The organism is Polyangium sp. y55x31 (genome assembly GCF_029946505.1).
Classification (GTDB): domain Bacteria; phylum Myxococcota_A; class Polyangia; order Polyangiales; family Polyangiaceae; genus Polyangium.
The window spans coordinates 452928-477077 of sequence record NZ_JARZHG010000004.1; the positions used below are offsets into that span (position 1 = coordinate 452928).

3 protein-coding genes are annotated in these 24150 nt (G+C 69.5%); all 3 read right to left on the reverse strand.

Annotated features, from left to right (window positions below):
- Nucleotide 1: 1 nt before the first annotated feature.
- From QHF84_RS10825 to QHF84_RS10835, 3 genes are read right to left on the reverse strand one after another with little or no spacing between them, the layout of a single operon-like run.
- Nucleotides 2-10096, reverse strand: a complete 10095-nt coding sequence (locus tag QHF84_RS10825) for a type I polyketide synthase (protein WP_281313152.1) — start codon at nt 10094-10096, stop codon at nt 2-4.
- Complete coding sequence (locus QHF84_RS10830; RefSeq protein ID WP_281313153.1) at nt 10093-15741, reverse strand: type I polyketide synthase; 5649 nt, start codon at nt 15739-15741, stop codon at nt 10093-10095. Before QHF84_RS10830 ends, QHF84_RS10825 begins: the two co-directional genes overlap by 4 nt.
- A complete protein-coding gene (locus QHF84_RS10835; protein WP_281313154.1) occupies nt 15738-23924 on the reverse strand; it encodes a type I polyketide synthase in 8187 nt (2728 codons plus the stop codon). The genes QHF84_RS10830 and QHF84_RS10835 overlap by 4 nt, the downstream gene beginning before the upstream one ends.
- Nucleotides 23925-24150 lie beyond the last annotated feature (226 nt).

The window sequence follows — 24150 nt, forward strand, 5'->3', positions numbered from 1 at the left end:
GTCAAACCCCTTTTCGGGTGAGGGAGAGCTCCTCGTCGAGGAGAGCCACGAGATCGTCGACATCCATCTGCGCGAGGCGCTCCGCCTCTCCGCTCTCGCCTCCCGCGGGCGCGTCGAGCGGCGCGGGCTCCGGCGACGCCGGGAGCTGCAGCGCATCCAGGAGCGACAGCGTGAGCTTTTCGAGCGTCGGATAGGTGAAGAGGAGGGTCGACGGGAGATCGAGACGCAGGCTTTGCTGGAGCCTGTTCCTGAGCTCCAGGCTCATGAGGGAATCGACGCCGAGGCTCGTGAACGTCGCGGCCGGGTCGATGCGACCGGGATCGAGCCTCAAGACCCGCCCGAGGTGCTCGAGCACGTGCCGCTGCAGGAGGGCGAATCGCGCGTCTGCCGCGACCTCCTCGAGCGTCGAACGGAAGGAACCCGCGCTCGACCCGCCGGGGGCCTGACCGGGTGCCTCCGCGCGCAGCTCCGCGAAGAACGGGAGCGCGGCGGCCTGGGGGTAGAACTCCTGCCATTGCCGCAAGGAGAGCCGCAGCACGCCGACCTCTGCCCTCGGCCGCTCGATCAGCTTCTCGAGGATGGTATTCCCATCGGCCGGCGACATGCCCTCGATGCCGCGCCCGGAGACCGCTCGACCGCGGGCTTCCTGCGCCGCCGCGAGGCCGACCTCCGTGAATGGCCCCCATGCAATGCTCGTCCCTGGCAGCCCCGCGTGCACGCGCGCCCGCGCGAGCGCGTCGAGGCATGCATTCGCGGCGGCATAGTTGCTTTGCCCAGGCGAGCCCAAGAGCCCCGCTGCGGAGGAGTAACACACGAAGAAATCGAGAGGCTCGGCTGCGGTGAGCTCGTGGAGGTGCAGCGCCCCGAGCACCTTCGCGCCCATCACGCGCAGGAACGCCTCCTCGGTGAGCTCGAGCAGCGTGCGATCTTCGAGGACCGCCGCGGCGTGCACGATACCGGCAAGCGGCGGCATTTCGCGCTGCATCGTCGACAGGACGCGAGCGACCTCCTCCCGCCGCGACACGTCGGCCCGCACGACACGAATCGAAGCTCCGGTCGCTGCCATCGCGTCGATCGCCTCCCGGGCCCGCGGCGAGGGTTCGCTCCTTCCAACCAGCGCGACGTGGCGGGCTCCACGACCGACCAGGAAACCCGCGAGCGCGAGCCCGAGGCCGCCCAGACCGCCGGTGATCAAGTAGGTGGCATCCGGACGGATGGCCACCTGCCTCGGGGGCGCGGCGGTCATCCGGGTGCGCGCGAGCCGGGCCACGAAGCGTCCTGCGCTCCGCAATGCCACCTGACTCTCGGCATCTCGCGCACCGAGCTCGTCGACGAGACGATCGATTTCGTCCTGCAGCGGCATTGGCGACAGATCGAGCAGCGTACACTCGAGCGCCGGATGTTCGAGCGCAATGGCTCGGCCGAGGCCCCAGAGCGGCGCCTGCGATACCGCGACGGGCGCAGCTTCTCCGCCAACCCTTTGCGCCGCCCTCGTCACCAGGAAAAGCCGCGGTACGTCGCGCCAACCCTGCACCAGAGCCGCCTGCGCCAATCTCGACGCGCTCACGCAGCTTCGCCGGATGTCACCGGACAGCGTCTCCGCGCTCGTCGCCTCCCAGGAGGCCCCGTCGAGGCCCGCCAGATGGACGATGCCCCTGCATTTCCGCCCGTCGCCGAAGACCTCTGCCAGCAGCCTTCGCACCTGCACGGGATCCGTGGGATCGAGCCGGTACGCTTCGGCGCCTACGCGTTCGTAGATCGAGCCGATCGAGACCTCGATACTCGCATGACCCCGCTCGCGCAGGCGCGCCGCGAGGGCCCGACCCAGACCCTTCGCGTCGAGCAGCACGAGCCACGCGCCGTCGCCGTTCGTGCTCGTTTTCCCGACGGGCAAGTCCTGGCGCCGCCAGGCGACCTCGAACAACCAGTCGTCGAAGCGGCCGTGCTCGCGCGCCGGCGCCGCCTCGATCGGCAAGAGACGGAGCTCTCCGAGCTCGAGCAATACCCGACCCGCTTCGTCGACGACCGTGAGGCTCACGCTGGGAATCGTGCCGTCGGCCTGCTTCTCGGACCGGACGCGGACCCACACCTCGCTCTTGGTTTTCGCGAAGGACCGCAGGCCCGCGAGCTTCGCCGGCACGAACGTCGTCTCGTCGGAGGACGAAGGATCGAGCGCCCAGGCGGCCGCCTGAAAGCATGCATCCAGGAGGGCCGGATGGACCTGGTATGCGGACGCCTGCGCGTCGAGCGCGCTGGGCAAACGAACGTGAGCGACCACCTCGCCCTGGTCGATCTTCACGGATTGCAGACCCCTGAACGACGCTCCGTACACGAGGCCAAGAGCATCCATGCGCGCGTAATGCTCCGCGGCCGTGATCGCGGCGTTCGGCCCCTCCATCATGGCCCGCGGCGGCGAGGACGAACGTGGCTGCGCCGTGGCGAGATCCACGCGCACCTTGGCGGTCGCGTGCCGCACCCACGCCTTCTCGCCCATCACGCGGCTCGCAATCGTGACCTGCGCGGCCTCGCCCTCCTGCTCCACGAGGACGAGCTGGAGCTCACGCGTGACGCCCGGGTCGAGCATCAGCATCCGCTCGAGGGACATCTCCTCGATGACGAGGACGCCCCCATCCTGCACGAGCGAGAGGGCCGCGAGCGCCATTTCGGCATAAGCCGTCGCAGGGAACACGACGCTCCCCGCCACGCGGTGATCCGCCAGATAGGGGAGATCTTCGAGCCGCAACGATCGTTGCCAGACATGGGTCCCCGGCGCGATCGAGGACGCATATCCTCGGCCGAGGAGCGGATGGAGATCGGCTTCCTCCCGCGCCACGCGCTCCCGCCGCACGGGCGCGTCGATCCAGTACCGCTCTCGCTGCCAAGGATATACGGGCAACGTGCAGACCCTTCCGGATTGGGGATTCGGGTCCCCCCCATGGAGCTCGACCCCTTCGACGTGCAGCGCCCCCAGCGCTTCCAGCACCGCCCGGCGCTCCTCGCCGTGCCGGCGCAGGGTCGGCAGCGCCTTCGCGCCTGTGATCCGCGCCGTCGCGATGCATTGCTGCACGTTCGCGAGGAGCACAGGATGGGGGCCGACCTCCAGAAACACGCGATATCCATCCGCGAGCGCCGTCGAGACCGCCCCGGCGAGATCCACCGTGGCTCGCACGTTGCGGCCCCAGTACGCCGCACCCAGCGCGTCTCCCGCGATACGCTCGCCCGTCACGGTGCTGTACATCGAAATCGTGGCAGCCCTCGCCTCGATCGCGTCGATCCCCACCGCGAGCTCACGCGCGAGGGGATCCATCTGCGGGCTGTGGAATGCGTAATTGACGCGCAAGGGCCTCGTGACCACGCCCCGGCCTTCGAGCTTTGCGAGCACATCCTCCAGCGCGGCCGTTTCACCGGACAAAACCACCGACGTCGGGTCGTTCACGGCCGCGATCGAGAGTTTGTCCTCGCGCCCCGCGATCGCCCTGCCCGCCTCGCTTGCCGGTAGCGACACCCACGCCATTTTCCCGTGGCCCGTCGCCTTCTGCATGATGCGGCCGCGCATCACCACGAGCCGGATCGCCTCGTCGAGCGTCAGCGCGCCCGATACGTGCGCCGCCGCGATCTCCCCCACGCTATGCCCGATCACCGCGTCCGGAACGACGCCCCACGATTTCAAGAGCTCCGCGAGCGCCACCTCGATCGCGAAGAGCGCAGGCTGCACGATCTCCGTCTCGCCGAGCCGCGACCGCTCCTCGGGCGCGCCGAGCTCCTCCACGACCGAGAAGCCTGCACGCGGGCGGAGCAGCCGGTCGATTTCTTCGAGCTTGGCACGAAAAACCGGCTCCTCCTCGTGGAGCTTCCTGCCCATTCCGGCCCATTGTGATCCCTGTCCGGAGAAGACGAACACCACCCTGGGCCGCCCCGCGGCCGAGGTCTTCGCATGCGCCACGCCGCTCGGCGCTTCTCCGCGCGCAAACGAGGACAAGAGGCCCGCGAGCTCCTCGCGCGTCGCGCCCACCGCGGCGAGGCGGTGCTCGTGGTGCATTCGGCGCGCGCTCGCCGTGTACACGACATCCCCGAGCGGCACGTCCTTCTCCCGGGACAACCATTCCCCGTACGACCGCGCCGCCTCGGTCAGCGCCGCGGGGGTCTTCGCCGAGATCGGCAGGAGATATGCCGAAGCCTCCTTGCCGGACGATTTCGCCTCCTCCGCGGGCGGCTCCTCCAGGATCACGTGTGCGTTCGTGCCGCTCATCCCGAAGGAGCTCACGCCCGCCCGCCGCGGCTTATTGCCGCGTGGCCAGGGCACGTTCTCGGTCGGGATCACGAGCGGCGTGCCATCCAGGGAAATGCGGGGATTCAGCGCCTTGAAATGCAGGTTCTTCGGCAGGATCCCGTGGCGGAACACCTCGAGGATTTTGATGATCCCCGCGACCCCCGCCGCCGATTCGAGGTGACCGATGTTCGTCTTCACCGCGCCGAGCAAGCACCGTGATCCGTCGTCCCGCGGCGCGCCGAAGACCTCTCGCAATGCGTCCGCCTCGATCGGGTCGCCGAGCGGCGTGCCCGTCCCATGCATTTCGATGTACCCGATGTCGTCCGCGCGAAGCCGCGCGCTCTCCAGCGCCTGCCGCAAAAGCGCCTGCTGCGACAGCACGTTCGGCGCCGTCAGGCCCGTCGATCGGCCGTCCTGGTTGATGGCCGATCCTCGAATCACCCCGTGGATCCTGTCGCCGTCCCGCCGGGCGTCCGAGAGCCGCTTCAGCACCACCATCCCGCAACCCTCGCCGCGGACGTATCCGTTCGCGCGAGCGTCGAGCGTCTTGCATCGCCCGTCCGGAGAGAGCGCCCGCATGGCCGAAAGCATCACCATGCTCTCCCACGCGAGCAGCGCATTCGCGCCGCCCGCGACGGCCATCGTGCTCTCCCCATTCCGCAAACTCTGGCAGGCCAGGTGCAGCGCCACGAGGGACGACGAGCACGCGGTATCGAGCGCCACGGCCGGCCCCTGCAACCCCAGCACGTACGACAATCGCCCCGCCGCCGTCGCCAGCATCGTGCCGGTCGCGCCATACGCGTCCAGGTGCTCCGGGCCGCTCTGCACGATGCGCTGGTAATCGAGTGACGTGATCCCCACGAACACGCCCGCCTGGCTACCCACCAATGCATCGGGCTTGAGCCCCGCGTCCTCCAGCGCCTCCCACGTGACCTCGAGGAGCATTCGTTGTTGAGGATCGAGCGCCTCCGCCTCCCGCGGCGCGATCCCGAAGAAGGCGGCGTCGAACCGATCGAGCCCATCCAGCAGGGCCGCGTACCCGGCGCCGGGTTTGTCCTCCAGCATCGTATCGGCCGGCCAACGCGACGGCACCACGTCCCGCACCGCGTCGACGCCGTCGAGCAGGGCAGCGAAGAACGAATCGGGATCGGCGCCGCCTCCCGGAAAGCGACAAGCCATTCCGACGATCGCAATCGGCTCGTCCTGCCCTCGCTCCGGCAGCGCCGCGACCGCCGCGACCGGCGCGGCCTCCTCGGCGTGGTCGAGACCGAGCTCTCCGAGCAGATGCTCGGTCAATGCCCCGAGGTGCGGGTACGTGAACAATAGCGTCGCCGGCAGCTTGAGCCCGAGGCTCGCGTCCAGGCGATTGCGCAGCTCGAGGCTCATCAACGAGTCGACACCGAGGGCCCGGAACGGAGACGTGCGCTCGATACGCCCAGGCTCGATTCCCAGGATGCGCCCGAGGTGCTCACGGACGTGTCCTTCGAGGAGGTGGGGCCGCTCGGCGAACGCCGCGCGCTCGATACGCGATCGGAAGCTCTGCTGCGGCGCTGAAGCTTGCTTCGCGCCCACCGCCTCGGTCGCGAGCTCGGACCAGAAGGGCTGCCCGGCGAGGTGCGGGAAAAACTCCAGCCAATGCCGCACCGACAAACGCATCACGCCCACGTCCGTGCGGGGCCGCTCGAGCAACTTCGCGAGGGCAGAGACGCCCTCCGCAGGCGTGAGGCTGCCCATCCCGCCCTCGCCGAGGCGCGTGGACGCGTCGCCCTGTTGTGCCAGGCCAACCTCCGCGAACGCGCCCCATTGGATGCTCATCCCGGGCAAACCACGTCCGGTCCGGAACGCCGCGAGAGCGTCCAGGAATGCATTCGCGGCCGCGTAGCTCGCCTGGCTCACGAGCCCGAGGAGTGAGGAGGCGGACGAATAAAGCACGAAGAAGTCGAGGGGCAACGGCGCCGTCAGGGCGTGCAGGTTCCAGGCGCCCCGCACCTTCGCGGCGATCGTGCGTTCGAATGCCTCACGACGAAGCTCGAGCAAAGGCGTCGGCTCCCCGGCGACGCCGGCCGCGTGCACGACGCCACGCAGCGGCGGCGCTTCCCGCTCGATCCTTTCGAGCAACGAGGCCACGTCTTTCCGCTCCGCCACGTCGCCTTGGAGTACGAGCACGTGCGCGCCCGCCGCGGCGAGGCCCTCGATGACCTTCGTGGCCGCCTCCGAGGGCCCACGACGCCCGACCAGGGCCAAATGCCGGGCGCCTGCCTCCACCATCCACCGCGCGACGGACAATCCGAGCCCGCCGAGGCCGCCCGTGATCAGGTACGTCGCATCCCCCCGCAAGGCTTTCGTCTTCGAGGGCGCGGCGTCGAAGTGCGCGCGGGAGAGGCGTGCCACGTACCTGCCCTCGCTTCGCAGCGCGATCTGATCCTCGTCATCCGCCATGGCGAGCTCACGCAAAAGCAAGCTCGCCTCGTCCTCGTGAGGGACGGGCGACAAATCGACGCGCTTGCACGTGATCTCGGGGTGCTCGAGCGCGATCGTACGCCCGAGCCCCCCGAGGAGCGCCTGCGAGACGCACGCGACCGGCTCCGCTCCGGCGCGCGCGACCCCGCGCGTGACGAGCCAGAGCGGAGGTTTGTCACGCCAGCTTCGCCGCAGCAGCGCCTGCAAGAGGTACGTCGCCCCGAGGAACCCGCGCGCCTGGTCTCTTCCCAGCGAGTTTTCGTCGGTATGCTCGAGGGGTGTCGCGTCGAGGGCCGTGAGATGAACGACGCCGCGACATCGAGCGCCGTCTCCGAACGCGTCGCGAAGCAGGGCGTGACAATCGTCCGGGTTTGTCGGGTCGAACACGTAGGCCCCTGGCCCGCGTGCCGCGAATCGCTCACCCGAACGCGCGCGCACGCACCTGTGCCCTTGCTGCTCCAAAAGCGAGGCGAGCCTGTCTCCGACGCCGCTCTCGTCGCACAAGAGCAACCACGGAGCCCCGGGGACGGCCGGCATCCGAGCGGGCGCGAGCGGGGCTCCCTGCAGGCGCCATTCGAGCGCGTACAGGCAATCCCCGAGGGGGTCGATCTCCCGTGGCTCGGTCCTCGTCTTCTCGGAGGGGATCCCCTCGATCCAATAACGCCGGCGCTGCCAGGCATAGGCCGGCAATGCGACGACGCTGCCACCCTCCGGATAGAGGGATTTCCAGTCGACCTCGACCCCCTCGACGTGAAGCGCCCCCAGCGCCTCCAGCATCGAAGGGTGCTCCTCCCTTTGCCTGCGCAAGGTCGGCAGCGCCTTCGCGTCATCCCCCCGCGCGGCAATGCATTGCTGCAAGTTCCCGAGCAGCACCGGGTGCGGACCCACCTCGACCAGCATGCGATGCCCGTCCGCGAGCGCCGCATTCACGGCCGCCGCGAGATCCACCGCGGCGCGCACGTTCCGGCCCCAGTACGCCGCGTCGAGCGTCCCCCCTTCGATCCGCGCGCCCGACACCGTGCTGTACATCGGGATCGTGCTGGGCCCCGCTTGCATGCGGCCGAGCCCCTCCACGAGCTGTCGCGCAAGTGGCTCCATTTGCGGGCTGTGAAACGCGTAATTCACCCGCAAGGGCCTCGTCGTCACCCCCCGCGCCCCCAGCTCCGCGAGCACCCCGGCGAGCGCCGTGGTTTGTCCCGACAGGACCACCGACGCCGGATCGTTCACGGCCGCGATCGAGAGCTCCCCCTCCCGCCCGGCGATCGCCTTCCTCGCGTCCTCCGCCGGCAACGACACCCATGCCATGGCCCCATGGCCGGTCGCCTTCTGCATGATGCGACCGCGCAACGCCACGAGCCGCACCGCCTCGTCGAGCGAGATCGCCCCCGAGACGTGCGCCGCCGCGATCTCTCCCACGCTGTGCCCGATCACCGCGTCCGGCACGACGCCCCACGATTTCAGGAGCTCGACGAGCGCCACCTCGATCGCGAACAGCGCAGGCTGCGCGATCTCCGTCTCGCCGAGCCGCGAGACCTCCTCCGACGCGCCGAGCTCCTCGAGCAGCGAGAAGCCGACGTGGCCACGGAGCAGCCGATCGATCTCTTCGAGTTTGGCACGAAACACCGGCTCCTCGCCGAGAAGCCCCCTTCCCATCCCCGCCCATTGCGAGCCCTGTCCCGAAAAAACGAACACGACCCTCGGGCGCCCCGATGCCTTCCCCGTCACCACGCCGCCCGGCGCCTCTCCGCGCCCGAACGCCGACAAAAGACCCGCGAGATCCTCGCGCGTCCTCCCCACGGCGCAGAGCCGGTGCTCGTGATGCGTACGGCGCGCGCTCGCCGTGTACACCACATCGTGCATCGCCGCCCCGGTCTCCCGCGACAACCACTCGCCGTACGAGCTCCCCATCGCCGCGAGCGCCTCGGCGCTCTTCGCCGAGAGCGGCAACAGATACGCGGGCGCTTCCTTCGAGGGCGGCTTCACCCCCTCGGCCGGCGCCTCCTCCAGAATCACGTGCGCGTTCGTGCCGCTCATCCCGAACGAGCTCACGCCGGCGCGCCGACGTGATCGGCCGCTCGGCCACGCCACGCGCTCCGTCGCAATGGCGATCGCGGAATCTTCCAGATCGATCCGGGGATTCAGCGTACGAAAGTGGATGTTGGGCGGAATGATCCCCTGCCGTAGCGCCATGATCGCCTTGATCATGCTCGCCATGCCCGCGGCCGCCTCGAGATGCCCGATGTTCGTCTTGACTGCGCCCAGAAAGACAGGCGAACCATCGGCGCGAGGATCACCGAGGACCGCTCGCAAGGCGTCCACCTCGATCGGGTCTCCGAGCGGCGTGCCCGTCCCGTGCGTCTCGACGTACCCGATGTCCGCGGGCGTCAAACCCGCATTCGCGAGCGCAGCGCGGAGCAGCGATTGTTGCGCGAGCACGTTCGGCGTCGTGAGCCCCGTCGAACGCCCATCCTGGTTCACGGCGGATCCCCGGATCACGGCGAGAATGCGATCCCCGTCGCGCCGCGCCTCCGAGAGCCGCTTCAGCACGAGCACGCCGCAGCCCTCGCCGCGCACGTAGCCATTGGCCGCCGCGTCGAACGTCTTGCACCGCCCGTCGGGCGACAGCGCCCGGGTCCGCGAGAAGAGCTCGCTCGTCTCCGCCGAGAGCATCAAGTTGACGCCGCCGACGAGCGCCGCGTCGCATTCCCTGGCCCGGAGGCTCTGGCAAGCGAGGTGCAATGCGACGAGCGAGGAAGAGCACGCGGTATCGACGACGAGGCTCGGTCCCTGCAAGCCGAGGGTATAGGAGAGCCTACCCGCGGGGAAACAATGCCCATTGCCGGTCGCGCTGTATGCGTCCTGGCGTTCCCGGCCTGCCGCGGCGTCGAGGAGCGCATAGTCGTTCGTCATGAGCCCCAGGAACACGCCCGTGCGGCTGCCCATGAGGCGCGCCGGGACGAGCCCTGCGCTCTCCAGCGCCTCCCACGCCACCTCCAGGAGCAACCGCTGCTGCGGATCCAGGCGCGTCGCCTCGCGGGGCGAGATGCCGAAGAACTCGGCATCGAAGCTGTCGACGGCCTCCACGAACGCGCCCCAGCGTACGCCTCGTGTCGCCGGGTCATCGGAAGCCGGGTCTAGCGTCCAGCGCCCGCCGGGCACCTCGGTCACGGCATCCAGGCCGGCTTCCAGGGCCTGGAAAAACGCCTCGGGTGTGTTCGATGCTCCGGGAAAACGGCACGCCATGCCCACGATCACGATGGGCTCGGTCTGGGCTCGCGTGAGGTCCTCGACCTTGGTCTTGAGCTGGTTGATCGCCGCGAGGGCCTCCCGGAGACGGGAACGGTAGTCCTCGATGGTGGCGCTCATACGAGCCCTCCATCCTTGATGCTGTTCATGGACGCGTCGAATGCCGTGATGAGGTCGTCGTCATCGACAGGCATAGGCGGCGATGGCTGGGTCGGCGAGGTGCGCGGTGGCTCCGCGGGCGGCGGCGGCTCGGGGGCGATCCGCCCGATGAGGTAATCGACCAGCGCTGCGGAATTCGCATAGGTGAAAAGGAGGGTCGAGGGCAGCTTGAGCTCGAGGGTCGTCTCCAATCGATTGCGAAGCTCGAGGCTGGTGAGCGAATCCATCCCGAGGTCCGTGAACGAAGCCGCGAGGTCGATTCCGGCGGCATCGACTTGCAAGACCCTGGCGAGGCATGTGCGCAGGTGGCCCTCCACGGCGGCACGCCGCTCACCTTCTGGTTTACCGTCGATCGTGCGGCGAACGCTCGTCTGCCCGGCCGTCGCCGACGGGCCGCTCACGCGCTCCTTGCGCAGCTCGGACCAGAAGGGCGAGGCAGCGGCCTGTGGCAGGGCCTCGAGCCAGCGCCGCAGATCGAAGCGCATGATGGCCAGCTCGGCGGACGACGACGCGAGGATTCGAAGGAGGGCTTGATGGCCCTCCTCGGGCGAGAGGCTCTCGAGGCCACGATGCGCGAGTCGGGCCCCTCGATTGCGCGCCGCAGCCGCGAGGCCGACCTCGCTGAAGGGCCCCCACTGGACGCTGGTCGCAGGGAGGCCCATGGCGCGCCGTGCCTGTGCGAGCGCGTCGACGGCCGCGTTTGCCGCCCCATAATTGGCTTGCCCCGCGGAGCCCAGCAGAGCTGCCGCTGACGAATAAAGGAGAAAGAAGTCGAGCTCTCGCCCCACCACCCTGTCGTGGAGGTGGAACGCGCCGAGCAGCTTCGGCGCCATGACCGTCCGGACATCGGCCCCCGAGAGCTCGAGGAGGGTATGGTCCGCGAGGACCGCGGCCGCGTGCACGACGCCCCGCAACGGCGGGAGATGCTCGTCGAGCTGCGCGAACACGTCTCCAACGTCAGCCGCTCGCGCGACGTCGGCCTCGATCACGAGGACCTTCGCGCCCGCCTGTTCCATGGCCCGAATCGCCCGCATCGCCGGCTCGGCAGGCCCGCGCCGCCCGACGAGGGCGAAATGGCGTGCCCCATGCTGCACCATCCATTGCGCGAGCGACAAACCGAGGCCCCCGAGGCCTCCGGTGATGAGGTACGACGCGTCCGGGCGCAGGGACGGCGCCGTCGAGGACCTGGAAAGCGACGCACGCGCGAGCCTCGCCGCGAGGCGGGCTTCGCCGCGGAACGCGAGCTGATCCTCGCGCCCGTTCACCAGGATCTCATCGAGTATCGCTTGCGCCGAGCGGAGCGTATCACCGGACGGGTCCAGGTCCACCCGCGCGCAATCGAGCTCCGGGTGTTCCAGCGCAATCGTACGCGCCATCCCCCAGAGGGCAGCCTGCGCCACCGATGGGGGCGGCCCGGCCGCGCTGGCGACCTGCGCGCCCTGGGTCGTGATCCAGAGTCGAGGCGTATCGCGACCTCCGAGGCGCACGAGCGCCTGCGCCAGATGAAGCAAGCTCACGCTCCCATGGCGCTGATCGGCCACGAGCGTATCGGTCGTCGTCGCAGCCCATCCGGCGCTGTCGATGCTGGAGAGGTGCACCGCCGCGCGGCACGGAAACTGCGCACTGAAGGCTCCCCGGAGGACCGACGTGTAATCGTCCCCGTTCTCCGGGTCGACGGTGTACGCGTCATACCCGATCCGCTCGTAATGGTCCCCGTGAATCACGTGAACCGCCTGGATTCCTCGCTCACGCAGGAGCGCCACGAGCGCCGTGCCCACGCCCTTCCGATCGGCGACGACGAGAACGCCGCCGGAGGATCCAGGCTTCGCAGCGGGCGCCTGCGGCCGAGCGCTCGGCCGCCACTCGACGGCGAACGCGCACGCGTCGACCCAATCGCGCGGAGCAGCCTTCGCGACCTTGACAGGTCGAAGGACGAGCCCGTCGACCGCCACGCGAACCACGCCTTCCTCGTCGACGAGCGTGATGTCTCCGATCACGGCGTCCTGCGACGAAGATCGCACCCGCGCGACGGCCCATATCTGACGGCCGACGGGGCCCAGAACGGCAACCCGCTCGACGCTCGCCGGGAGGTACGCCACGTCCCCGGAGAGCTTGCCCTCGTGGCAGAGAAGCGCCTCGAGCGCCTGAAATGCGCCGTCGAGCAGCACCACACGCCGGAAATATTCGAAGCCGGCGCCATTTTCATCGATCGGAGACGTCAGACGAGCAATGACCTCGTCCGAGCCCACCCAGAGCCCCTCGACCACCCGGAAGGCCGGGCCATACGAGAGGCCGAGCGACTCCATCACGCGGTAATGCTCGTCGGCGCTCACCTCCGTCGCGCATCGCGCCCGCCTCCGGTGCGGCGCCTCGACGCGCTCGCCCGCCGATCCGGGCGCCTGCCCCTCGACGCGGACCCTGACCGTGGCATTCCGCGTCCAGGCCGTATCCCTCGATGCTCGGCTCGATACGTGGAACGCCGCAGCGCCGCCGTCTTCCGGGACGAGAGCGGCCTGGAGCATCTTGCGTTCGCCGACGCCAAACGAGAGCGCTCGCTCGAAGACCGCATCCTCGAGCGTCACGTTCCCCGCACCGTCGAGCTTCGCCGCGGCGGAGATGGCCATCTCGACGTACGCGGCCGCCGGAAAAACAACGACGTCTCCAACGACGTGATGCCGCAAATCACCAAGTGATTCGTGATCGACCGCGCGCTGCCACCAATACATCGCCGGCGACACCGACGACTCGAATGCCGCGCCGAGGAGCGGGTGGACGTCGGCCATCGAGACATCGACCCCGCCCCGCGAAGCGCGCGCGCCTTCGGATGTATTCACCCAGAACCGCTCCCGCTGCCACGGATACGTGGGCAACGGCACGCACCTTCCCCCGCTCGGTACGATCCGCGCCCACTCCGGAAAACAACCCCGCGTATACAGTCCGCCCACCGCTTCGAGCAGCGACAATCGGTCGTCATGATTTCTGCGCAGGGTGTACGCGACGAACCCGTCTGCCTTCTTCGCAGCGAGCGTCTGCCGCACGTTCTCCGTCAGCACCGGATGTGGCCCGACTTCGAGGAAAAGCTGGTACCCGTCCCGGATCGCCTTCCCCACGGCCTCTGCGAGGTCGACCGTCTCCCGCACGTTCCGGCCCCAGTACCGAGCGTCGAGCTCGGCGCCGTCCACGCATTCGCCGAGCACCGTGCTGTACATCGCAAGCGTGGCCCGACGCGCCGAGACCCGCGCGAGCCGCTCGACGAGCTCCGCGGAGAGCGCATCCATCTGCGGGCTGTGGAACGCATAATTGACGCGCAGCGGCCGGCACGCGGCCCCGTCTCGCTCGAGCTTCGCGACGATCTCGTCCACGGCGAGCGTTTGTCCGCTCAGCACGACGGAGCCGGGGTCATTCACCGCGGCGATCGCCACGCGGTCCTCGTACCCGGCGATCGCCTCGCGCGCCACCTCGGGGGGCACCGCGACGGCCACCATTTTCCCGAGGCCCGTCGCCTTGTTCATGATGCGGCCGCGGATCGCGACGAGGCGGACCGCCTCGTCCAGAGAGAGAATGCCGGCCACGTGAGCCGCGGCGATTTCCCCGACGCTGTGCCCGATGACCGCATCCGGGGCGACGCCCCAGGATCGGAGCAGCTCCACGAGCGCGATCTGGATCGCGAAGATGAGCGGTTGCGCCACCTGCGTCTCGTTCAACCGCGACATCGCCTCCGTCGTGTCGAGCTCGTCGAGAATGCTCCAGCCGATGCGCGGGGCGAGGAGCGCATCACAAGATTCGATGACCGATCGGAATGCGGACTCTTCCTCGTAGAGCTTCCGGCCCATGCCGAGCCACTGCGCGCCCTGTCCCGAAAAAACGAAAACGACCTTCGCCCGTGCCGGCGTGGACCTCCCTTGGGCGAGCCCCGAGCTCGCCTCACCGCCCGTGAATGCCGAAAGCGCGCCGACGATCTCCTCCCGCGTGCGGCCGACCGCCGCGAGGCGATACTCGAAATGGGCCCGGCGCAAGCTCGCGGTATACACGATGTCCCGAAGCGAACCGTCCCCCTGCGAGTTCGTGAGGTAGTCCCGGACGGCGGCCGCGTGCGCCCGGAGCGCCGCGGGGCTCTTCGCCGAAAGCGGCAGCAGATACGCGGACGCCTCGGGGCTGAGATCCTCCTCGGCGCTCGGGGGAAAATCCTCCACGACGACGTGGGCATTCGTCCCGCTCATGCCGAACGAGCTCACGCCGGCCACGCGCCGCTTGAGCGCGACGCGCCAGGTCCGCATCTCGGTCGGAATGACGAAGGGCGTACGGTCGAGCTGGATGCGGGGATTCAACGTGCGGAAATGGTTGTTCTTCGGGATGATGCCATTCTGGAGCACGAGCACGGTCTTGATGAGCCCAGCCACACCCGCGGCCGACTCGAGGTGCCCGATGTTCGTTTTCACCGCTCCGAGCACGCACGTCGATCCGCTCTCCCTGGGATGACCGAAGACACGCGTGAGCGCCTCCATCTCGATCGGATCCCCGAGCGACGTCCCCGTGCCGTGTGCCTCGACATACCCCACATCCGACGGAGCCACCCGGGCGCTCTCGAGCGCCTGCGTCAGCATCGCTTGCTGCGCGAGCACGTTCGGCGTCGTGAGCCCGGTCGAGCGCCCGTCCTGATTGACCGCGGAGCCACGAATGAGTGCGAGAATCGTATCGCCGTCGCGCTCGGCGTCCGAGAGCCGCTTGAGCACGATCATCCCGCACCCCTCACCGCGGACAAACCCGTTCGCCGTGGCGTCGAAGGTCTTGCATCGACCGTCCGGCGAGAGGGCTTGCGTCTTTGCATACTTGCGCGTGGTCGAGGGCACGAGCATCAGGTTCACGCCGCCCGCGACCGCCATCGAGCACTCCCCGCTGCGCAAGCTCTGGCAAGCGAGATGAATCGAGACGAGGGACGAGGAACAAGCGGTATCCACCGCGACGCTCGGACCCTGGAACCCGAACGTGTACGAGAGCCGCCCCGGGGGAAAGGAATGGCCATTTCCCGTCGTCGTGTACGCGTCCTCCTGCTCGTGCCCGGCGTCCGCCGAAATCTCGGCGTAATCATTGTTCATGATGCCGAGAAAAACCCCGGTGCGGCTGCCGACGAGGCGCTCGGGCACCTGTCCGGCGCGCTCGAGGGCCTCCCACGTGACCTCGAGCAAAAGCCTCTGCTGCGGGTCCATCTTCGCCGCCTCGCGCGGCGAGATGCCGAAGAAGCGCGCATCGAAAAGGTCCACGTCCCGCAGGAACGCGCCCCAGCGCACCGCGCGCGCCTCGGGATCGGTCGATTGCTCGGGCGCGAGCCCCCACCGCTCGGGCGGGACCTCCGTGATCGCGTCCACGCCCTGCTTCAAGAGCTCGAAAAACGCCTCCGGCGTGTTTGCGCCCCCGGGAAAACGACATCCCATGCCGATGATGGCGATCGGCTCGACGCGCGCGCGTTCGAGATTCTCGATTTTCGCGCGCATCTTCTGGATCGTCATGATCGCGCGCTGCATCGACGAGAGCCCTGAGGCCGGCGGGGCGTCGTCGTCGTGCTGCGTCGTCATGCTCTGTGGGGCATCGGGGCGTCTGGTGGTCACGAGAGGTAATCCTCCGAGCGAGCCAGCTCCTCCTCGAGCTCGAGCAGGATATCGGCTTCCGATTGCGTGATGTGCCTGGGCGACTGCACCCGGATCGGCTCACTCGGCCTCGCAGGGAGCGCCGACGAGCGCTCCGCGCGCGGCGCCGCCATCGATGGGGGCGACGTGTCCCCAGAGCGCCTGCCAGGAGAGAGGCTCATTCGATCGAGGAGGTGATCGGCGAGCGACGCCGGGTTCGGATACGTGAACAGGAGCGTGGCCGAGAGCCGCACGCCGAGGCTCGATTCGAGCCGATTGCGTAGCTCCAGGCTGAGCAGCGAGTCCATGCCGAGGCTCGTGAACGAGGCGAGCCGGTCGATGCGCCCGATATCGAGCCGGAGCACCTGGCCCACGTGCTCCAGGATGTGCTTTTCCAGCATGGGGAGCCGCTCCTGCGGCGGCCTGCGCTCGAGCAAGCCCCGGAACGAGACGCGGCTCGACGGGGCCGGGCGATCGGTCGCATGTTTCGGATCACGCTGGAGCTCGGACCAGAAGGGGCTGCCCGCGAGCTGCGGGTAGAATTCGAGCCACTGGTGCACCGCGAGGCGCAAGATGCCGACCTCGGCGGGCGATCGTTCGAGCAAACGGCCGAACGCGACGAGCCCCTGCTGCGGCGTGAGGCTCTCGATGCCGCGATACGCGAGCCGCTGACCACGATTGCCCTGCGCGGCGGCGAGGCCGATGTCCGAGAACGGCCCCCAGTGAATGCTCGTCGCGGGGAAACCGCTGCGCCGGCGCGCGTGCGCGAGGGCGTCGAGGAAGGCATTGGCCGCCGCGTAATTGCCCTGGCCCGGCGCGCCGAGGAGCGAGGCCGCCGACGAATACAGCACGAAGAAATCGAGCTGTTTGTCCCGGGTGCGCGCGTGCAGGTTGAACGCGCCTGCGACCTTCGGCTCGAGCACGCGGTGGAAGCGCTCCTCGTCGAGCTCGAGCAGCGTCCTGTCGTCGAGGATGCCGGCCGCGTGCACGACGCCGCGCAAAGGCGGCAGCGAGCGGTCGATCTGCGCGAGCATCGCCGCGACCTGGTCCTCCCGGGCGACGTCCGCCTCGACGACGAGGACCTGCGCGCCGGCCTTTTCCATGGCCCGGATGGCCTCGCGCGCGGCGGGCAATGGCGCGCGACGCGAGACGAGCGCGAGGTGCCGAGCCCCCTGCTCCACCATCCACTGCGCGAGCGAGAGCCCGAGGCCGCCGAAGCCGCCGGTGATCAGATACGACACGTCGGGACGAATGCGGGGACGCGGCTCCTCCGCGGGCAAAATCGCGGCCGCTGGCTCGTTCATGACGAGCACGACCTTCCCGATGTGCTTCGCCTCGGACATCAGCTTGAACGCGGCATTCGCCTCCGACGCCGGGAAGACCTTCACCGGCAAGGGCTGGAAGATGCCCATTTCGAAGAGCTGCATGACCTCGTTCAGCAGCGACCCGAGCAACGACGGCCGCTCGACGGACATGCCGGGCAGGTCGACGGAGGCGAACGAGACGCTCCGCCGGAACGGCGTCATGGCGAGCTGGTTGTTCTCGTAGATGTCGCGCTTGCTGAGCTCGACGAAGCGCCCATACGGCGCGAGCAGCTCCAGGCTCCGCGTGCGGGCGTCGCCGGTCAGCGTGTTGAGCACGACGTCGACGCCCTGGCCGGACGTGCTCTCCATGATCTCGCTGACGAACGAGAGCGTGCGCGAATCCATGACATGTTCGATGCCGATGGATCGCAGATACGCCCGCTTCTCCTCGCTGCCCGCGGTCGCGAAGATCTCGGCTTTGAGCACGCGCGCGATCTGGATGGCCGCGAGGCCCGTCCCGCCCGTCGCCGTATGCACGAGGACCCGCTCGTCATGGCCGAGGCGCGCCAGTCGATTGAGCGCGTAATAGACGGTCATGAAGACGACGGGGAGCGACGCAGCCTCCGCGAAGCTGATCTTTGCAGGCTTCGGCGCCACGAACACCGAGAGCGTGGTCACGTGCGAGGCAAAGGAGCCGGGCGCGAACGCGACGACCTCCTGGCCGACGGAGAGGTTCTCGACCCCCTCGCCGACGGCGATGATGCGGCCCGCGCATTCGAGGCCGAGCGTGCCGCCGTCGCCGGCCACCCCCGGATAGGCCGCCATCGCCTTCATCACGTCGACGTAATTGAGCCCCGCGGCCTCGACCTCGATTTCGACCTCGCCCGGACCCGGCGCGCGTCGCTGCGCCTCGCGGAGCACGAGCTGGTCGAGGACCCCGACCTCGAGGCTCTCCAGCCGGAAAGGCCTGCCATTCGCCGGCTCGGGCGGCACGTTCGCCTTGACGACCCCGATCGCGTCGAACGAGCTGTGCACGAGCCGCGCGACGTACCGGCCCTCCTTGCGATAAGCGACCTGGTCCTCGCGGTCGCGCACCGAGATCTCGCGGAGCAGGACCGAGGCCTCGTCGCCGCTGCGGCTCGGATCCACGTCGATGCGCGTGCATTCGAGCTCCGGATGCTCGAGCGCGATCGTGCGGCCGAGGCCCCAGAGCGTCGATTGCGCCACGGAGAGCGGCACCCCCGTCGAGAGCACGGCCTGCGCGCCGCGCGTGACCAGCCAGAGCCGCGGCATGTCGCGCCAGCCCTGCCGGAGGACGGCCTGGACCAGGTAAAGCGCGCTCAAGCAGCCATGCTCGACGTCGCGCGTGATCGTGTCGTTCGTGGTGCGCTCCCACGGGGTCGCGTCGAGCGCGAACAGATGGACGATGCCGCGGCAATGTACCTCGCGGCCAAACGCCTCGCGCAGGACGCGCTGGTAATGCTCCGGGTTCGTCGGATCGACCTCGAAGAGCCCCGCTTCGAGGCGGGCAAACCGGCTGCCAACCCGGACCCGCACGCACGCCTCGCCCCGCGCGAGCAGGAGGAACGCCATGGCCGCCGCGGTGCCGCCCTCGTCCACGAAGATCAGCCACGCGCCCGGGGTGCCCGGCGCCTTGAGCCGCGTCGACTCGCCGTCGAGGTCCTTCTTGCGCCACTCGATCGCGTACACGGAATCGTCGAGGGCATTCGCGGACGCCGATTTTCCGCTCTCCAGTCGCTTGATGCGCAGGCCCTGCACCTCCGCCTGCACCCGGCCGTCCGCGTCGATGACGAAGACGTCGCCCGCGGGGTTGACCTTGTCGTCGCTCTGGTGGAGCTGCGCGTGGACCCATACCTCCTGCCCGAGCGAGCGGTGGAGCCGGATCCTGTCCACGCCCGAGAGCACGTACGTGCCGAGCGGCTCGGTCTCGCCGGCCACGTGAATGCCGACGAGGACCTGGAAGCACGTATCGAGCAGCGCCGGGTGGACCTGATATTGATCCGCATTCACCGCCACGTCGGCCGGCAAGAAGACGCGGGCGAGCCCCTCCTCGGAACCGAGCCACATCTGCTCGAGGCCGCGGAAGCTCCGGCCATAAAAGAGGCCGCCTTCCTCCATGCGGCGATAAAACGACTCCGCATCGAGCATCGTCGGGCAACGCGCCTGGAGCACGCGGGGGCGCTCGCGCGAAATGCGCGCGCCCGGCGCGCCCACGCCCGTCCGCACCTTGCCCGCCGCGTGGCGCGTCCACGTCTTCGAGCCCGCCTCGCGGCTCGAAATCTGGAACGACGCGCGCCCCGGTTCCTCGTCCACGAGGACGAACTGGACACGCCGATCCGGATCCTTGCCGACCGGGAGCATTCGATCGAAGGAGACCTCTTCGAGCGCGACGGAGACCTTGCCGTGCACCTCGGCGACGGCGGAGAGGGCCATCTCCACGTACCCCGCGCCGGGGAAGATCGGGTCGTTCTGCACGCGGTGGTGCGCGAGGTATGGCAATGCCGTGGTGCTGAGCGATTGCTCCCAAAAATGCAGCGTGGGCTCGACGGAGAGGGGAACCGGCGCGCCGAGCAGCGGGTGCGCCGCAGGATCCTGGGGAGCGGCCTGCGAGAGCCACGGCCGCGACGTCGGCATCCGCGATTTCACCTCGTCCGCGAGCCAGTACCGATCCCGCTGCCATGGATAGGTGGGCAGCGAGATGCACCGGCCGCCGCGCGGGAAGAGCTTGGCCCACGCGAGATCGTGGCCCTTCACGTGGAGCGCGCCGAGCGCGTCGACGAGGCAATGGCGCTCGTCCTCGTTGCGCTTGAGCGACGCAATGGCCGCACCCTCTTTCGAGAGCGCGCGCAGCGTCTCCTCGATCGAATGCAAGAGGATCGGGTGCGGGCTGATCTCGATGAAGAGGGGTTGTCCCTCCTCGGCAGACTTCGCGACGGCCCTGCCGAACAGGACGGGCGCGCGGAGGTTCTTCACCCAGTACGACGCGTCGAGCTCCGCGCCCGAGACGATCTCGCCCGTGACGGTCGAGCGCATGGCGACCTGCGACGCATGCGGGCGCAGATCGGCGAGCGCGGCCGAGAGGTCCTGCTTCAGCACATCCATCTGCGGGCTGTGCGAGGCGACGTCGACCTTCACGCGGCGACAGAAGACCCCGCGCGCTTCGAGCTTCGTGATGACCTCGTCGAGCGCCGCCGGCTCGCCCGAGATCACCGTGGAGCGCGGCCCATTGCTGACCGCGACGCTGAGCCTGTCCTCGTACCCCACGAGGACGCGCTCGGTCTCCTCCATCGCGAGCTCGACGAGCGCCATCGCGCCGAGCCCCGCGACACGCCGGAGGAGCTTGCTACGCCGGCAAATGACCTTCGCCGCGTCGTCGAGCGAGAGCACGCCCGCGACGTGCGCCGCCGCAATCTCGCCCATGCTGTGGCCGATCACGCCGTCGGGCTCGATGCCCCACGCGCGCCAGAGCGCGGCGAGCGCGACCTCGATCGCGAAGAGCATGGGCTGCACGACGTCGATGCGGCCGAGCTGCGAGCGCGTCTCGTCCGCGAGCAGCTCCTCGATCACCGAGAAGCCCGCCTCGCGCCGGATCACCGCGTCGCAATCCTCGATCGCCTCGCGGAAGACGGGCTTCTGCACGAAGAGCGAGCGGCCCATGCCGACCCACTGCGAGCCCTGCCCCGGAAACACGAAGACGAGGCCGCGTCGGCCGCCGATCGGCGTCGCCCCGACCCGCGCGAGGGGATGATCGCGCCCGTCGGCGATCGCGCGCAGCGCCTCGAGTACCTCGGTGCGGGTCCGCGCCGCGACCACGCCTCGAGCGCGATGGTGCGCGCGGCGAACGCTCATCGTGTAACAGACGTCCCGCAGCGCGGCCACGCTGGAGGATTCGAGGTACTGGGCGAGGCGCTTCGCCGCCTCGCGCATCGCCGCTTCGGTCTGGCCCGAGACGGGCAGGAGATGCACGTGGCCCGTCTCGGTCACCTCGCTCTCGGCGCGACGGTCGAGAACGCTCGCGCCATGCACGAAGAGCTGGCCCACAGCCTCGCGGATCGCGCGCCCCTCGTCCTCGTTCCGCCAGAACGACGCCACAACCGCGGCCGTGGCTTGTTTGTCCACGTGGCGGATGCACTCCTCGATCGAGTGCTTGACGATGGGGTGCGGCGCCACCTCGAGGAAAACCGCGAGCCCGTCATCGAGAAGGCGCTGGATGCCATTCGCGAAACGAACAGGCTCGCGGAGCTGCCGCGACCAGTACGCAATGTCGAGGTCCTCGCCTCGGATCCGCTCGCCCGTGAGGCCAGAGACGACGGGGACCCGCGCGCTCATGGGGTGCAGCCCCGCGAGCAGAGGCGGTAGCTCGTCCTCGAGATAGGCCATCTGCGGGCCATGCACGGCGGCGCCCGTGTTGACGGGGCGCGTGAAGATGGAACGCGCAGCAAAGGATGCCCCGAGGCCGACGAGCGCGCCGCCATCCCCGGAGAACACCGTGGACGTCGGGCTCGCGGCAATGGCCCTGTGAATACGCCCTCCGGTGGACGTGGCGATCGCTTCGGCCTCGTCCCAGCCGACGCCCGCGAGCAGCATCATCCCCTGCCCCACCGATCGCTGCACGAGCGTCGCTTGATGCGCAATGACCCGCGCCGCGTCGTCGAGCGAGAGCACGCCCGCGACGTGCGCCGCAGCGACCTCGCCGATGCTGTGGCCGATCACCGCGCCCGGCTCGAGGCCGAGGTCGTGCAAGAGCTCCGCGAGCGCGACCTGGAACGCGAAGAGCACGGGCCACATGACGTCGATGCGCTCGGCCGAGACGCGCGGCGAGCCCGCCATGATCTCGTCGAGCACCGACCAGCCGAGCAGCGGCGCGAGCACACGATCGCAGCGCGTGAGCGCCGCGCGGAAGCTCGGCTCCGAGAGCACGAGCGATCGGCCCATGCCCGCCCACTGCGATCCCTGCCCCGAGAACACCCACACGACGCGCCGGGATCCGCGGGCCACGCCGCGGAAGATGCCGCGCCCCTCGGCGCCGCCGCGCGCGTCGACGAGCCGCGCTTCGAGCCCGCTCTTCGTGCTCGCCACGACCGCGAGCCGCTGGCCCACGCCGGCCGGAGGGCCACGCAGCACGCGCCCGGCGATCACCTCCTCGGCCCGGATCGATTCGAGCGCGAGCCCGATCGAAGCGCCCATCGCCTCCGGCGCGCCCGCTTCGAGCAACGCGACCGTCGCCGTCGAGCGGGCCATGCTCTCCAGGATCACGTGCGCGTTCGTGCCGCCGTAGCCGAACGAGCTCACGCCCGCGCGGCGCAACGTGCCCTCGGGCGCGGGCCAGGGCTCGACCTTCGTGACGACGCGCAGGTTGAGCTGCACGAGGTCGATGTTCGGGTTCGGTGACTCGTAATGCAGGCTCGGCGGCAGCGCGTCGTGGTGCATCGCGAGCGCCACCTTCATGAGCCCCGCGATCCCCGCGGCTGCTTCGGTGTGCCCGATGTTCGTCTTGACCGAACCGATGTAGAGCGGCTGATCGGGCGGGTGCTCCATGCCGATCACGGCGCCGAGCGCGCCCGCCTCGATCGGATCGCCGAGCGGCGTGCCCGTGCCGTGCGCCTCGACGTACTGGATGTCCGCGGGCGCGACGCCGGCGGCGCGGCAAGCGTCCTTCAGCATCGACTGCTGGGCGGCCGGGTTCGGCGCGGTGAGGCCGTTGCTCGCGCCGTCGTTGTTCACGGCGCTGCCACGCACGACTGCGTAGATGCGATCGCCGTCGCGCAGCGCGTCCGAGAGGCGCTTCAGGATCACGAGCCCCGCGCCCTCGCTGCGCACGTAGCCGTTGCCGCGCGCGTCGAAGGCGCGGCAGCGGCCGTCGGGGCTCATCGCGTTGAGCTTCGTGAACCCCATCGTCGTCTCGGGCACGAGCATCAAGTTCACGCCGCCCGCGATCGCGACGCTCGACTCGCCGCTGCGCAAGCTCTGGACGGCGAGGTGCACGGCGACGAGCGCCGACGAGCATGCCGTGTCCACGGTCATGCTCGGTCCCTGCAGGCCGAACGCATACGAGACGCGGTTCGCGATGATGCACGACGCGCCGCCCGTGCTCGTGTGCGCGGTGATCGACTCGCGCCCGGCGCGATCCTGCAGGAGCGCGTGGTCGAGGAAGAGCGAGCCGATGAAGACGCCCGTGCGGCTGCTCTTCAGCGCGGGCGGCGGGATCCCGGCGTCCTCGAGCGCCTCCAGCGCGAGCTCGAGCGTGAGCCTTTGCTGCGGATCCATCTGCACCGCCTCGCGCGGCGAGATGCCGAAGAACTGCGGGTCGAAGGTGTCGACGTTGTCGAGGAACCCGCCCCAGCGCGTGTTCAGCTTGCCCGTGGCGGCGTTGTCCGGATCGTAGAGCTCGGCTGCGTTCCAGCGATCTTTCGGGACCTCGGTGATCGCGTCGATGCCGTCATGGAGCAGACGCCAGAACGCGGCGAGGTCCGGCGCCTTGGGGAGCCGACACGCCATGCCCACGATCGCGATGGGCTCGCTGCCCGCGGATGCGCGGGGGGCCGGCGCGGGCATGGGCGGGGGGCGCAGCGACGTCCCGGGAGGCGCGAGCGAACCCGCGTTCGACGCCAAGAACTTCGCCAGCGACTCGGGGGTCGCGTGCTCCCAGACGAGGGTCGGCGAGAGGCTACGACCGAGGTGCTTGCCCAGATCCGCGATGAGCTTCGTGGCGCCGATGGAGTCGAGCCCGTAGCGATGGAACCGCTCGCGTGGGTCGATGGTCCGCGAATCGATCCCCCGAAGCTCGGCGAGGCGGGAGACCAGCCAGGCCGAAAGGTTCTCTGCGTTGGGTGGAGTCATCGACGCGTAACCCGACCTCGTCCGTCGTCCTCACGTGCCGCGGAAAGCCTGAAACGTTGCTCGAACGGTCGAAGCACGCCTCGCGGCGCGCCCGAGGAAGCAGCATATACCCCGAGGGGGCGAAGCGACGCACCAGGTAGCCCGCACGGCGTGTTTCTCGCCCACCCCGGCGAGGACGACCCGCGAGCACCACGGCAGCGAGCCTCCCCGCGGCGAGGGCATCGTC